The sequence below is a fragment of the Sphingomonas sp. LHG3443-2 genome, from assembly GCF_049896405.1.
In the GTDB taxonomy this organism is placed as follows: Bacteria; Pseudomonadota; Alphaproteobacteria; order Sphingomonadales; family Sphingomonadaceae; genus Sphingomicrobium.
Genome location: NZ_JAFCUG010000001.1, coordinates 390616 through 402314 on the forward strand (window position 1 = coordinate 390616; position 11699 = coordinate 402314).

Consider the following 11699-nt stretch of genomic DNA (forward strand, 5'->3'; position numbering starts at 1 on the left):
AGGGCAACAGCCTGGAACATTTCCCCAATCTGGTCGCCATGTTCCTCGACCGGGTTCAGCAGCGAGGCAACAGTCCGTTCCTGTGGGCCAAGCGCGACGGGGCCTGGCAATCGATCAGCTACACCGAAGCCGCGCGGCAGGTAGCAGCGCTTTCGGAAAGCCTGCTGCGCCTCGGCCTCAAACCCGGCGACCGCGTCATGCTGGTCAGCGAGAACCGGCCCGAATGGCTGATCGCCGACCTCGCCATCATGGCCGCGGGCTGCGTCACGGTGCCGACCTACACCACCAACACCACCCGCGATCACACCCATATCCTGACCAACTCGGGCGCCCGCGCGGTGATCGTGTCGAGCCAGAAACTGGCCAAGGCGCTGATCCCCGCGGTGCTGTTCTCGTCCGATTGCCACGACGTGATCGGGATCGAGGACATTCGCACCGGCCAGTCGGTCAGCGAGGCGCGTTTCCACGTCTGGTCTGAGATGGTAGCTGAAGGCGGCAGCCTCGACGCGGTGCGCGCGCGCATCGCGGGCATGAAGCGCGAGGACCTCGCCTGCCTCATCTACACCAGCGGCACCGGCGGCGCCCCGCGCGGAGTGCGTCAGCATCACGGCGCCATCCTCCACAACACCGCCGCCTGCATCGACGTCATCGCCAATGACTTCGGCTGGGACGACGAAGTATTCCTGTCCTTCCTCCCCGCGAGCCACGCCTACGAGCATAGCGGCGGGCAGATGTTCCCGATCGCGCTCGGGGCGCAAATCTACTTCGCCGAGAGCCTCGAAAAGCTCGCCGCCAACATCGAGGAAGTGCGCCCGACGCTGATGGTGGTCGTGCCTCGGCTGTTCGAGATGCTGCGCCAGCGGATGCTGAAGACCATCGAGAAGCAGGGCGGGCTCGGCGAGAAACTGCTCGGCCGCGCCTTGCAGATCGGCAAGGAGCGCTATGACAAGGGCTCGATCCCCATCAAGGACTGGCCCGCCGACTTGGCCGTCAAATTGCTGTTGAAGCGCAAGGTCGGCCAGAAATTCGGGGGCCGGATCAAGGCGATGGTGTCGGGCGGCGCACCGCTCAATCCCGACGTCGGCCTGTTCTTCCACTCGCTCGGCCTCACCATGCTGCAAGGCTATGGCCAGACCGAGGCCGGGCCGGTGATCAGCTGCAACCGGCCCAAGAACGGTATCCGGATGGAGACGGTCGGCCCGCCGCTCCTCAACACCGAAGTCCGCTTCGCCGAGGATGGCGAATTGCTGGTGCGCGGCGAGCTCGTGATGCACGGCTACTGGAACAACGAGGAGGAGACCGCGCGGGTTCTGAAGGACGGATGGCTCCACACCGGCGACGTCGGCCATTTCGACGATGCCGGACGGATCGTCATCACCGATCGCAAGAAGGACCTTATCGTCAACGACAAGGGCGACAACGTCTCGCCCCAGCGGGTCGAGGGGATGCTGACGTTGCAACCCGAGATCGCGCAGGCGATGGTCTATGGCGACCGCCGCCCGCACCTCGTCGCGCTGCTGGTGCCCGAACCCGACGTGAAGGGCGACGATGCCGCGATCCGGGCCAAGCTTCAGAAGGCGGTCGACCGGGTCAATGCGGAACTCAGCGTCATCGAAAAGGTCCGCCGCTTCACGCTGGCCGACGAGCCGTTCAGCGTCGACAACGAGCAGATGACGCCGAGCATGAAGATCCGCCGCCACGTCCTGAAGGGCGTGTACGGCGAACGGCTGGACGGCCTTTACGGCAAGTGAAGCCGGCGCTTAGCGGCGCCTTCCGGGCCCGGTGTACGGCACGAAGTCGCCGAGCGCGCAGCTACCAACGGTAAAGCCGCCGGTGGTGTCGATCACCTGGGCGATCTCGCCGCTGCACAGGCTGCTGCTGAATTGCCGCGTCAGAAGCGCGGTGCTGGGGCGGCCCAGGCTGTTGCACGGGCCCTTGAGATCGTTGCGCCACACGCGGTTGGCGCCGTCTCGGAACAGGATGGTGTTCTCGTCAATCACCACCAGGTCGTTGCGGCGATAGGTCGGCAGGCAGGACACCGGCTTGCCCGGTGTGCGCCCGTCGAGATAGCTCGCCAGTTCGGCCAGCGCCTTGGGCGAGCGCTGCTGGGGCTGTCCGGTAGTGGCGCAGGACGCGAGCACACCGGCCGAAGCCAGGATGGTGAGGGAAGCAAGGGTCAGGCGTTGCATAGAAACAGGTCCTCGGGGCTGACAGGTTCGTGAAGAACGCCTGAACAGGGATGCGGTGTTCCCGCTTAACGAAAGCTGTCCTTGGCCGCGCGCAGGCGAGCAAATTCGGCGGCGCTACCCGCACGCAGGAACAGGTTGCTGCGGCGCTCCTCGGCGATGGTCGTCGGAACGGTCGGCTGCCCCGCCTCGCGTAGCGCGGTGACCTCGGCCAGCCGCCGCTCGATTGCGGTGTCACCCGGCACTTCGGCGGCGAGGAAACGGTAGTTGCCGAGCGTATATTCGTGCGCGGGATAGACGACCGTCTTTTCCGGCAGCGTGCCGAGCCGCTGGAGCGAGGCGTGCATCTGTTCGGGCGTGCCCTCGAACAGGCGGCCGCACCCACCGGCGAAAAGCGTGTCGCCGACGAAAGCGTGGCCATCGAGGATGAAGGCGATGTGGCCCAGCGTGTGGCCGGGCACGTGCCAGACCTGCGCCTCGGCGCTGCCTATCGTCACTCGGTCCCCGTCGGACAGGCCGTGGTCGAGCCCCGCGAACTTGCCGCGCTCCGCTTCGGGTCCCCAGACCTTGGCGCCGGTCGCCTCGACTACCGCGGCGGTGCCGGCGGTGTGATCGGGGTGCCAGTGGGTGATCAGCACCTGGTCGATCGTCCAGCCGCGCGCCGCCGCGCCGTCCAGCGCGATCCTGCCATCGCCGGGATCGACCACCGCGGTGTGGCCGCTCGCTTCGTCGTGGAGCAGCCAGATGTAATTGTCGCTGAGCGCCGGAAGGGCGACGACCTCGATCACCAGACGCCCGTGTTCGGCATCGACTTCCACGGCTCGGCCGGGGTTTGCGCACCGCCCTTGTTCAGCAGCTCGATCGAGATGCCATCGGGCGTGCGGACGAACGCCATCCGCCCTTCGCGAGGCGGGCGATTGATGGTGACGCCGGCGTCCATCAAACGCTGGCAGGTCGCATGAACGTCGTCGACCTCGTAAGCCAGATGACCGAAGTTGCGGCCGCCGTCATATTCCTCGGGATCCCAGTTATAGGTCAGCTCGACCTCGCCGCCCTCGTCGCCCGGCACGCCGAGGAAGATGAGCGTGAAGCGGCCCGCTTCATTCTCCATCCGCCGACGCTCTTCGAGGCCGAGGAGATTGAAGAAGCGGATGGTGGCCTGCGGGTCGGTGACCCGGATCATGGTATGGAGGAACTTCATGCCGTCAGACTTGGGTGCTCAGACACCCGCTGCCAAGGCCAGCACGGTTCTTTCAAGCAGCGCCAGCTCGTGCGGTGCCGAGAGGCGGTGGGTGCCGCCCTTGACGATCGTCAGCTGGACGTCGGCGGAGGTCAGCGCGTCCTTGAGGCGGAGCGCGATCCCCACCGGTACTTCGGCATCGCAGTCGCCATGAAGCAGCCGCACCGGGCCCTCGAACCGCACAGGCCGCTCGAGCAGCCGCATCCGCTCACCCGATTGCCATAGCGCGAGCGTGGTCAGCTCCGCCTCGCCGCCGTAGGGATTGTCACGGCGAAGCTCCCCGTGAGCAGCCAGCGCAGCCTTGTCCGCATCGGAATAGCCCCAGTCGGTGAAATCCGGCGCAGCGGCAATCCCGACCAGCGCGCGCACCCGCGATCCCAACCGCTCGGCAAGGTGCAACATCAGCCAGCCGCCCATGGAGGAGCCGACCACGATCAGTGGGCCGTCGGCCACGTCGGCCGCCGCAAGCGCATCCTCCAGCCAGTCCTCCAACGTGAAGTCAGCAAACTTGCCTTCGCTTTCGCCCGTGCCGCGATAATCGAAGCGGACGATGCCGAGGCCTTCCCGTTCGGCCAACGCATCGAGCGCGAACGCCTTGGACCCCATCATGTCCGACGCATAGCCGGGAAGGAACAGGATCGTCGGCACTGCGCCGGTGGCGGGACGATGACGCACGGCGATAGCGTGGCCGCTCGGGCGGGCGAGATGCTGCAGGGTCATGGACGCGGCCTAGCGCAAGGCGCGGTCAGCGGCGAGCAGGCTGCTCGTCGTCGATCCAGCCTTTGGGCGCGGTGCCGATCTCGACCTCGATCGGCTCACGTGGCTGCGCCGGTTGCGGCACCGTCCGGCCGGGCCAGGCGAGCACGATGATGGCGACCGCGAGCACCGCCAGGCCGATCATCAGCGCGACATATGGCACGATGTCGAGCAACGGGCGCGGCTCGGCCGCCTCATCGTCGTTGGCGGCCGCAGGCTGAAAGCTTCTGTACGAACTTCGACTGCTCCGGCGCGAGCGGCGGGGCGGCCAATAATCTTCCGGTCGGGTCCAGACCCGTGCTTTCTCGTCGGGGATAGGCATGGCTGATGGGCAAACGCACCACTTGCCGCATGGCTTCGCACCCTGCCGCAAACTCCGGGTGCCGGTCGCGCTTTCCGCGCGGTCCGTGGCGTCAGTGCAGCAGTCGGCGCTGCTCATGCGGGGCGAGCCCGCTTGCCGGTGCCGTCCGGGCGAAGTGGCGGCCATGCGCCAGCGCCAGCTGCAGCTCGGTGTAGAGCCGGTCCCACAGCAGACGGGGAAGCAGCAGGCGCTCGCCCCCTTGGCTAAGCTCGATCCGAATTTCGCCGCCGACCGCGCCCAGCCGCATGACTAGCGGATAGTCGCCAAGGCAGGCTTCGTCGGCCAGTTCGCCGACCGCCGAGACACGCGCGCTCATCAGAAAGCCGGCGAGCAGCTCGGCGGCGTAGAGGTCGAGCAGGATGGAGGCGGGGGCTACCCGGCCAGGGTCGCTCAGGCGAAGTAGCGGTCCATAGCCGCTCTCGCCCGGGGCGAGGCTGAGACGAAGCTGTTGCCCGTCCCGATGAAGAAGATCGCGTACGCGCATGATGAACTTGATTCCTGCCGCTCTGCCGACGGGGAAGAGGCACAAAGGGCCGAGGCGATGATGAAATCACCTCGGCCCCCTTGTGGCCGGCCCCGGGGGTGACCGACCGATCGTCACATCTCCGCTTAACGGAACAGCGACATGATCGCCTGCGGCGCCTGGTTGGCGATCGACAGCGCCTGGACGCCCAGCTGCTGCTTGACCTGAAGGGCCTGCAGCTTGGCGCTTTCCTTGGCGAGGTCGGCGTCGACCAGGTTGCCGACCGAGGCCTCGACGACGTCGCTCAGCTTGCTGGTGAAGGCGAGCTGCGAATCGATACGGCGCGAGGCCGAACCGAGCGAGGACAGTGACGTCTTGAGGTTGCTCTGGCTGTCGGCGATGGTCTGCACCATCGTCTGAGCGCTCGCCTGCGTTGCAACGCTGCCGGCTGCGGCAACGGTGATGACCGAACCGCCGAGATCGAGCGCCTGGTTGGCGACGCTGAGCGAGTCAGGCTGCCAGCCGGTCGTCGCACCATCGCCGTCACCGACCGACTGAAGCGCCGCAACGGTGCCGCCGCCGCTCTTCAGGATGTTGGTGCCGTTGAAGTCCGACGAATTGATCACGGTGGTGATCCGGTCGCGCAGCGCAACGAAGTCCTCGTTGATCGCATCGCGGCTCGGCTGATCGATGGTGTCGGCGGCCTCATAGGCCTTCTTCTTCATTTCGATCAGGATGTCCGAGATCTGCTCGGCACCCGCAACCGCGACGTCGGTGACCGACTTGGCACGATTGAGGCTGCTCGACACTGCCTTCATCCCGCCCATGTCGGAGCGGAGAGTTTGGGCAATGGCGTAGGCGGCGCTGTCGTCCTTGGTGGAAGCGACATTGTAGCCCGAGTTGATGCGGCTCTGGACCTGGGCCAGCGACTTGTTGGTGCTGGACAGGCTCTGCAGCGCGGCCATCGCGCCGACATTGGTATTGACGGTAAACGACATGGTTCAAGTTTCCTTCTGGAAAAGTCGGCCGCTTCTGCAGCCCGATTGATGCAAGGCGTTGAGTGCCTGCCCTTTCATCATGGAAGGCCCGCCGACCCTTCGGTCAGACCGCCGTCATTTTGATGGTTAGCAGCCGGTTACGATTCCTCAGGCCCCTGGTTCAGAACGGAAAAAGCGCATCGTAAAGCTGCTGGCCCCAGCGTGCCGATTGGGCGCTGGTGAGCTGTCCGCGGCCGCCGTAGAGCACCCGCGCTTCGGCGATCCGGTTGTGCGGAATGCTGTTGTCACGAGCGATGTCGGCGGGGCGGACGATGCCGATGACGACCAGCTCGCGAAGCTCGTTGTTGACCCGCATTTCCTGCCGCCCGCGGATGGCCAGATTGCCGTTGGGAAGCACCTCGGTGACGACGGCGGCGAGCGTCAGGTTGATCGTCTCGCCGCGCTCGATCTTGCCCGATCCCGCGCTTCGGCTGTCGCTATTGCCATCGACGCTGGCGCTCGGCGTCTTGCCCGGCAGGATGCGGTCGATCAATTTGTCGATGCCGAGCAGCCCGGCGATGCCAGCGCTTTCCGTCCCGCCGCGCCGCCGCTCGCTCTTGTTATCGAACGATGCGCTGTCGTCGACCTTGATCTTGATGGTCAGGAGATCGCCCCTGGTCCGCGCGCGCTGGTCGCTAAGCAGCCCGGCCGCGCCGTCGCGGAACAAGGAGGCGCTCTGCACCGGCGCCGGCTGCGGCAAGGCGGGGGCAGCGATCGAGCGTTCGGTCGGCGGGGCGGGGATCTCGCCCGGCGCCGACAACCGCGGCGCACGGCCGACATTGCCGACATCGTTGACGACCGAGCAGCCGGTCAGGGCAAGCAGGAGAACGGGCACGACGGAGGGGCGGCGCATGGGCGGGCCTTTCGGAACAGTATGAAGGAAATTAGCGCTCGGTGAGCGTGACGACGCCGGGCGCTTCGGCCACCGCGTCGAGCGTTCGGCGGGTGGCGGTAACGACCAGCCGCACCCGCTCGCCCGCGCCAGCGTCGGTCAGCGCCCGCGCCGGCGTGCTGATGGTCATGGCGCCCTGGCGGATGCGCAGCGTGACGGTCTCGCCGCGGCGAACAACCCGCTCGGCTTTGACCTTGGGCGCGGTCGGCGCACCGAGTGGCGCAAGCGGATCAACCGCCTGCGCCGCCAGCAGAAGCAAGAGCACGCTCACCGCAGCTGGCTCGACGTGGCGAGCATTTCGTCCACCGTCTTCACCACCCGGCTGTTCATCTCATAGGCGCGCTGGGCGGTGATGAGCGCGGTGATCTCCGCCACCGGATTGACGTTGCTGGCCTCGAGATACCCTTGGCGGAGCGAGCCGAAACCGGCGTCGCCGGGCGAGGCGACATTGGGCTGTCCGCTGGCTGAGGTGGCGAGCAGCAGGTTGCCGCCGCGCGCTTCGAGGCCGGCGTCGTTAACGAAGGTAGCGAGCTGGAGCTGGCCGACGTCCTGCATCTCGGCCTGGCCGTCGAGCTTCACCTGCACCACACCGGTGCGGCCGATCGTGACGTCCACCGCCTCGGCCGGAATGGTGATGCCCGGCTCCAATTTGTAGCCGTCGGACGTGACCATCTCGCCCTGATCGTTGACCTGGAACGATCCGGCGCGGGTATAGGCGGTTTCGCCCGAGGGCAACGTCACCTGGAAGTAGCCGGCGCCTTCGATGGCGATGTCATATTTGTTGTCGGTAGTGGTGAAGGCGCCCTGTTCGCCGATGCGATACACGCCCGCGGTGCGCACGCCGGCGCCGATCTGGATTCCCGATGGCGCCTTGCTGTCGCCGCCGCCCGCGCTCGCACCAGGGCGTTCAACCTGCTGATAGAGCAGATCCTGAAATTCCGCCCGCTGCCGCTTGAACGCGGTGGTGTTCATGTTGGCGATGTTGTTCGAAATGACGTCGACGTTGGTCTGCTGCGCGAGCATCCCGGTGCCGGCGATGGACAAGGATCGCATGGGGTCGTTCTCCCTTTAGTTGCGGAAGGCGCCGAGGCGCCCGATGGCATTCTTGCGCAGCTCGCCAAGGCTTTCGCCGAGGCGCTGGCTGGTCTGATAGGCGCGCAGGATCTCGATCATCGCGGTGGTCTCCGCGATCGGCTGGACGTTGCTGGCTTCGAGCCCGCCGCTGCGGAGCCGGGTCTTGTCTGCGGACAGCGGCGTGCCGCCAGAGCCCACCATCACCCCGTCGCCGCGCTGGCTCAGCGCGCCCTCGTCGGCGAAGCTGGTGATCTCGATCCGGCCGAGCGGGCCGTCGGGGCCTTCGACCGTCCCGTCCCCGGCGATCCGGAGCCGGCCCTGCGCTTGCTCTGGGATAGAGATCGGCTGACCGCCCTCGCCGAGAAGGGGCAGCCCGCCAGCGCTTCCGAGCTTGCCGTCGGGCAGGATCTGCAAACCCCCGGCGCGGGTGTAGCCGGTGCCGCCGTCGGGCAGCGATACCGCCAAAAACCCCGGCCCCTGCACCGCCACGTCGAGCGCATTGCCGGTGGCATTGAACGCGCCTTCGGTCTGGTCGTGGGTCACGCCATAATCGAGTACGAACGACACCGAACGCGCCGCCGGCTCAGCGCTGTCGCTCTTGCGCAGCGCTTCCTCGAACACCGGCTGCTCGCGCTTGAACCCGCTGGTCGACATGTTTGCGAGATTGTTCGCCACCACGTCCATCCGTCGGCGCAAGGCCGTCTCCTGGCTCAGCAGCACATAGGCTGGAATGTCGACCATCAGCTTCTCTCGACGGGATGCGACCGGCCGCTCCCTTGCCCCTCTATGATAGGCGGGAGGCCGCACTCGCGGTCACAAGGCAGGGCAAAGCCTGCGCGAGGAGTGGTCCGCGACCGTGAGCAACGACGCTGCAAAAGAAGAACCGACGACGCCGGGCGAAGACGAGGCCCCCGCCGCGCCTGCCAGACCCAAGCGCAAGAAACTGATCGTCATCGTCGCCGCGCTCACCCTGCTACTCGGCGGGGGCGGCGGCGCGGCCTGGTATTTCCTCACGGGACCCGCCGAAGGCGACAAGATCGCCGAGGGCCATGCCGCCGAAGAGGAAGACGCACCCGACGTATTTGTCGACGTCCCCGCGATGCAGATCGCACTGCGCGGCGCGGACGGCAGCAACCGGATGCTCAAGCTCCACGTCATGCTGGTCCCGGGCAAGGACAAGACGCCCGAAGACATCGAGCCGCGCCTGCCGATGCTGATCGACCGCTACCAGCCCTTCCTGCGCGAACTTCGACCCGAGGACCTCGCCGGCTCGGCCGCCACCTTCCGCATCAAGGAAGAGCTGCTGATCCGCTCCAACCAGGCGCTGGGCAAAGGCGCCGTCCGCGACGTGCTGATCCAGGACCTGATGCAATGAGCGATTTCGACCAGTCCGATATCGACGCCCTGTTCGGCGATGTCGGCGAAGCTTCGGCGCAGCCAAAGCGCAGCGGCATCCGCGCGCTGATCGAAACCGATGTCGCCGACCATCAGCGCCTGCCGATGCTGGAAGTCGTGTGCGACCGCATGCTGCGCAGCTTCGCCACCTCCATGCGCGCGCTCACCACCGATCCGATGGAAGTGAGCCTGGTCGGTGTCGGCGGCGGGCGCTTCGGCGACATCATGAACCGCGCCGCGCTGCCCGCCATGTTCGGCGTGTTCCGGATCGAGCCGTGGAACAGCCCGGCCGTGATCGCGATCGAGCCCGGCCTGATCTTTGCCGCGGTCGACGCGTTGCTCGGCGGGCGTCAGGGCAATGGTGCCCCGCCCCGTGTCGAAGGCCGCGCCTTCACCTCGATCGAGACCAGCCTCGTCGGCCGGCTGATGGAGCAGGTGCTGAACGATTTCAGCGTCGGCTTCGCACAGGTTGCGCCGATCACCGCCCGGCTTGAGCGGATCGAGACCTCGCCCCGCTTCGCCTCGGTCGTCGGCCCCAGCATCGTCAGCGCCCACTGCCAGTTCCGGATCGACATGGAAGGGCGCGGCGGCCGCTTCGGCCTGCTGCTCCCGACCACCAGCCTCGACCCGGTGCGCGAACAGCTGACCCTGCGCTTTGCCGGGGAAAGCAGCGGAACGCAGGACAGCTGGGCCACGCCGATCGAAGAAACAGTGCGCATGCTGCCCCTGCCGCTCAATGCCGTGGTCGGCCGCAAGGTGCTGACACTCAAGGCGCTCGAAGCGCTCAAGATCGGTGACCACCTCGCCTTCGATCCAGAACCCGAGGCACCCGCCAGCCTGGTGCTCGACGGGATCACGCTCGCCCGCGCCCAACTCGGGCGCCGTGCCGGGCGGGCTGCGCTTCGCCTCCAGAACGGCCTTTCCAGGGAATGCACCGCATGAGCTTCGCCACGGCCATCAACCTCCTGACAATCCTGCTCTGCTCGGCTGTGCTGGTGCAATGCTGGCGCATGACCCGCGCGCTGGATCGCTTTCGCAGGGCCGACTTTCCCGGCACGGTGACCGCGTTGCAGGCAGCGACGGTGGAGGCCGAAGGCGTGCTTCGCCGCATCCGCCACGTGCTCGCCACCGAGGCTGAGCCCAAACTTCACGCCATCGCCGACGCATCCCAGGCGGCGGACGAGCTCGGCGTCATGATCGGCATCGCCAATGCGTCGGCCGACCGCTTGCTCGATGTCGCGCGCCAGACCCGCGTCCAGCCTGGAGACCTCGCCGCATGATCCGCCGTCCTTCCCTCCTCGTGCTGACCGCGCTGGTTGCCGGCATGTCCGCAGTGGCCGGCGCCATGGCGCAGGGCGATCCGGCGGAAGGCCGCTTTGGCACCGGGATCCGCCAGCAGCTCTCCGAACGCGACCGCGCCGCCGCCGCGCGCGCCCGCCAACTCGACCTGCGCGAGCAGGCGGCCAAGGCGGCCGAGAAGCGCATGGCGACAGCGCCCGCCGCGGCGGCGGCGGCCCCGCCCCCGGCTGTCCCGACCCCGTCTCCAGAGCCCGAGCCGAGCGAAAGCGAGCGGCTCGACGACCTCGCCAAGATCTATCAGGCGATGAAGCCCAAGTCGGCCGCGCCCATCTTCGAGCAGCTGACCTTGGAAGTGCAGGTCAAGGTCGCGAGCCGGATGCGCGAGCGGTCGGCCGCCTCGATCATGGCCGCCATGACGCCCAGAGCCGCCGCCATCCTCAGCATGGCGATCGCCAAGCGGCGCACCAGCTATGAAGTGCTTACGCCGAGCGGGTCACCGCCTCCAGCACGAGCAGCTCGCCCGTAAAGCCCTGGCCCCGCGCATCGTCCTGAAGACGGTTCGCGAGGGCCTGCGGATCGATCGGCTGACCGGGCGTTGCGACCAGCCGGGCATGGTCGGTCGCAGCGGCCACCAGCGCCGAGCGGAGCGCAGGCAAGCGCTGCTCGATCTCACCGTCGCTCTCGGACGCTTTCCAGGTTGCGCGCACTTCGAGCCGGCCGACGAGAGTGCCGTGATCGATCACCGGCACCTGCATCGGCTCCAGCGCGACCAGGATCGGCACGGCCGCAGGCTCGCCGCCCTCGCTAGCTCTGGCAACGCCGTTCCAGATGGTCAGCGAGACGGCGCACAGGCCCATGATCCAGCTTCGGGTCGCCACGAAATTCCTCAACCGTAAAATGGCCAGGCTCCGGACCGCCCGGGCTGCGCTTCTTCTAGAATAGGAGGAGGCTATGCTTAACGGTTCAGGAAAAGGGGCGCCGGCTGCGAACCGGGCG

At 67.3% G+C, this 11699-nt stretch carries 17 protein-coding genes; 5 read left to right on the top strand and 12 right to left on the bottom strand.

The genetic code is table 11. The features are described from left to right. Positions 1 to 38: 38 nt before the first annotated feature. A complete protein-coding gene (locus ACP69Z_RS01840) occupies positions 39 to 1751 on the top strand; it encodes an AMP-dependent synthetase/ligase (protein WP_426268027.1) in 1713 nt (570 codons plus the stop codon). Positions 1752 to 1760: 9 nt separating this feature from the next. Here the strand turns inward: ACP69Z_RS01840 and ACP69Z_RS01845 are convergent, their stop codons facing one another. The 11 genes from ACP69Z_RS01845 to ACP69Z_RS01895 all read right to left on the bottom strand — a co-directional run bounded on the left by ACP69Z_RS01845 (position 1761) and on the right by ACP69Z_RS01895 (position 8750). Beyond that, entirely contained in the window at positions 1761 to 2189 is a 429-nt protein-coding gene (locus ACP69Z_RS01845) for a DUF6491 family protein (protein WP_426265847.1), read from the bottom strand. Positions 2190 to 2254: 65 nt separating this feature from the next. Further along, entirely contained in the window at positions 2255 to 3004 is a 750-nt protein-coding gene (gloB, locus tag ACP69Z_RS01850; protein ID WP_426265848.1) for a hydroxyacylglutathione hydrolase, read from the bottom strand. Next, positions 2971 to 3387: a VOC family protein gene (locus tag ACP69Z_RS01855; RefSeq protein WP_426265849.1), complete on the bottom strand. Its 417-nt coding sequence runs from the start codon at positions 3385 to 3387 to the stop codon at positions 2971 to 2973. The genes gloB and ACP69Z_RS01855 overlap by 34 nt, the downstream gene beginning before the upstream one ends. 18 nt (positions 3388 to 3405) lie before the next feature. Then, positions 3406 to 4146: an alpha/beta hydrolase family protein gene (locus tag ACP69Z_RS01860; RefSeq protein WP_426265850.1), complete on the bottom strand. Its 741-nt coding sequence runs from the start codon at positions 4144 to 4146 to the stop codon at positions 3406 to 3408. Positions 4147 to 4171: 25 nt separating this feature from the next. Beyond that, complete coding sequence (locus tag ACP69Z_RS01865; protein ID WP_426265851.1) at positions 4172 to 4504, bottom strand: hypothetical protein; 333 nt, start codon at positions 4502 to 4504, stop codon at positions 4172 to 4174. Positions 4505 to 4595: 91 nt separating this feature from the next. Then, positions 4596 to 5027: a hypothetical protein gene (locus tag ACP69Z_RS01870; protein ID WP_426265852.1), complete on the bottom strand. Its 432-nt coding sequence runs from the start codon at positions 5025 to 5027 to the stop codon at positions 4596 to 4598. 125 nt (positions 5028 to 5152) lie between these two features. Next, positions 5153 to 6004: a flagellin gene (locus ACP69Z_RS01875; protein ID WP_426265853.1), complete on the bottom strand. Its 852-nt coding sequence runs from the start codon at positions 6002 to 6004 to the stop codon at positions 5153 to 5155. Positions 6005 to 6164: 160 nt separating this feature from the next. Further along, complete coding sequence (gene flgH, locus ACP69Z_RS01880) at positions 6165 to 6896, bottom strand: flagellar basal body L-ring protein FlgH (RefSeq protein WP_426265854.1); 732 nt, start codon at positions 6894 to 6896, stop codon at positions 6165 to 6167. A gap of 31 nt (positions 6897 to 6927) precedes the next feature. Continuing rightward, positions 6928 to 7206: a flagella basal body P-ring formation protein FlgA gene (locus ACP69Z_RS01885; RefSeq protein WP_426265855.1), complete on the bottom strand. Its 279-nt coding sequence runs from the start codon at positions 7204 to 7206 to the stop codon at positions 6928 to 6930. Then, positions 7203 to 7988: a flagellar basal-body rod protein FlgG gene (gene flgG, locus ACP69Z_RS01890; RefSeq protein WP_426265856.1), complete on the bottom strand. Its 786-nt coding sequence runs from the start codon at positions 7986 to 7988 to the stop codon at positions 7203 to 7205. Before flgG ends, ACP69Z_RS01885 begins: the two co-directional genes overlap by 4 nt. 15 nt (positions 7989 to 8003) lie before the next feature. Further along, positions 8004 to 8750, bottom strand: a complete 747-nt coding sequence (locus tag ACP69Z_RS01895; RefSeq protein ID WP_426265857.1) for a flagellar hook-basal body complex protein — start codon at positions 8748 to 8750, stop codon at positions 8004 to 8006. A gap of 115 nt (positions 8751 to 8865) precedes the next feature. Here ACP69Z_RS01895 and ACP69Z_RS01900 point away from each other — a divergent pair, with 115 nt between their 5' ends. From ACP69Z_RS01900 to ACP69Z_RS01915, 4 genes are read left to right on the top strand one after another with little or no spacing between them, the layout of a single operon-like run. Continuing rightward, on the top strand, positions 8866 to 9384 hold the full coding sequence (locus tag ACP69Z_RS01900; RefSeq protein WP_426265858.1) for a flagellar basal body-associated FliL family protein: 519 nt from the start codon (positions 8866 to 8868) through the stop codon (positions 9382 to 9384). Further along, positions 9381 to 10346: a FliM/FliN family flagellar motor switch protein gene (locus tag ACP69Z_RS01905; RefSeq protein WP_426265859.1), complete on the top strand. Its 966-nt coding sequence runs from the start codon at positions 9381 to 9383 to the stop codon at positions 10344 to 10346. The genes ACP69Z_RS01900 and ACP69Z_RS01905 overlap by 4 nt, the downstream gene beginning before the upstream one ends. Then, a complete protein-coding gene (locus ACP69Z_RS01910; RefSeq protein WP_426265860.1) occupies positions 10343 to 10684 on the top strand; it encodes a hypothetical protein in 342 nt (113 codons plus the stop codon). The genes ACP69Z_RS01905 and ACP69Z_RS01910 overlap by 4 nt, the downstream gene beginning before the upstream one ends. After that, positions 10681 to 11229, top strand: a complete 549-nt coding sequence (locus tag ACP69Z_RS01915; protein ID WP_426265861.1) for a MotE family protein — start codon at positions 10681 to 10683, stop codon at positions 11227 to 11229. Before ACP69Z_RS01910 ends, ACP69Z_RS01915 begins: the two co-directional genes overlap by 4 nt. Here ACP69Z_RS01915 and ACP69Z_RS01920 read toward each other — a convergent pair. Continuing rightward, positions 11183 to 11581, bottom strand: coding sequence for a hypothetical protein (locus ACP69Z_RS01920; protein WP_426265862.1), 399 nt, complete (start codon positions 11579 to 11581; stop codon positions 11183 to 11185). The genes ACP69Z_RS01915 and ACP69Z_RS01920 overlap by 47 nt on opposite strands. Between the last annotated feature and the right edge of the window lie 118 nt (positions 11582 to 11699).

Excerpts from the sequence above, each read along its gene's own strand:
- ACP69Z_RS01910 (WP_426265860.1), top strand. The coding sequence starts at position 10,343 with ATGAGCTTCGCCACGGCCATCAACCTCCTGACAATCCTGCTCTGCTCG.
- ACP69Z_RS01855 (WP_426265849.1), bottom strand. The coding sequence starts at position 3,387 with ATGAAGTTCCTCCATACCATGATCCGGGTCACCGACCCGCAGGCCACC.
- ACP69Z_RS01875 (WP_426265853.1), bottom strand. The coding sequence starts at position 6,004 with ATGTCGTTTACCGTCAATACCAATGTCGGCGCGATGGCCGCGCTGCAG.
- ACP69Z_RS01840 (WP_426268027.1), top strand. The coding sequence starts at position 39 with ATGTTCCTCGACCGGGTTCAGCAGCGAGGCAACAGTCCGTTCCTGTGG.
- ACP69Z_RS01895 (WP_426265857.1), bottom strand. The coding sequence starts at position 8,750 with ATGGTCGACATTCCAGCCTATGTGCTGCTGAGCCAGGAGACGGCCTTG.
- ACP69Z_RS01865 (WP_426265851.1), bottom strand. The coding sequence starts at position 4,504 with ATGCCTATCCCCGACGAGAAAGCACGGGTCTGGACCCGACCGGAAGAT.
- ACP69Z_RS01845 (WP_426265847.1), bottom strand. The coding sequence starts at position 2,189 with ATGCAACGCCTGACCCTTGCTTCCCTCACCATCCTGGCTTCGGCCGGT.
- flgH (WP_426265854.1), bottom strand. The coding sequence starts at position 6,896 with ATGCGCCGCCCCTCCGTCGTGCCCGTTCTCCTGCTTGCCCTGACCGGC.
- ACP69Z_RS01860 (WP_426265850.1), bottom strand. The coding sequence starts at position 4,146 with ATGACCCTGCAGCATCTCGCCCGCCCGAGCGGCCACGCTATCGCCGTG.
- ACP69Z_RS01905 (WP_426265859.1), top strand. The coding sequence starts at position 9,381 with ATGAGCGATTTCGACCAGTCCGATATCGACGCCCTGTTCGGCGATGTC.
- flgG (WP_426265856.1), bottom strand. The coding sequence starts at position 7,988 with ATGCGATCCTTGTCCATCGCCGGCACCGGGATGCTCGCGCAGCAGACC.
- ACP69Z_RS01870 (WP_426265852.1), bottom strand. The coding sequence starts at position 5,027 with ATGCGCGTACGCGATCTTCTTCATCGGGACGGGCAACAGCTTCGTCTC.
- ACP69Z_RS01915 (WP_426265861.1), top strand. The coding sequence starts at position 10,681 with ATGATCCGCCGTCCTTCCCTCCTCGTGCTGACCGCGCTGGTTGCCGGC.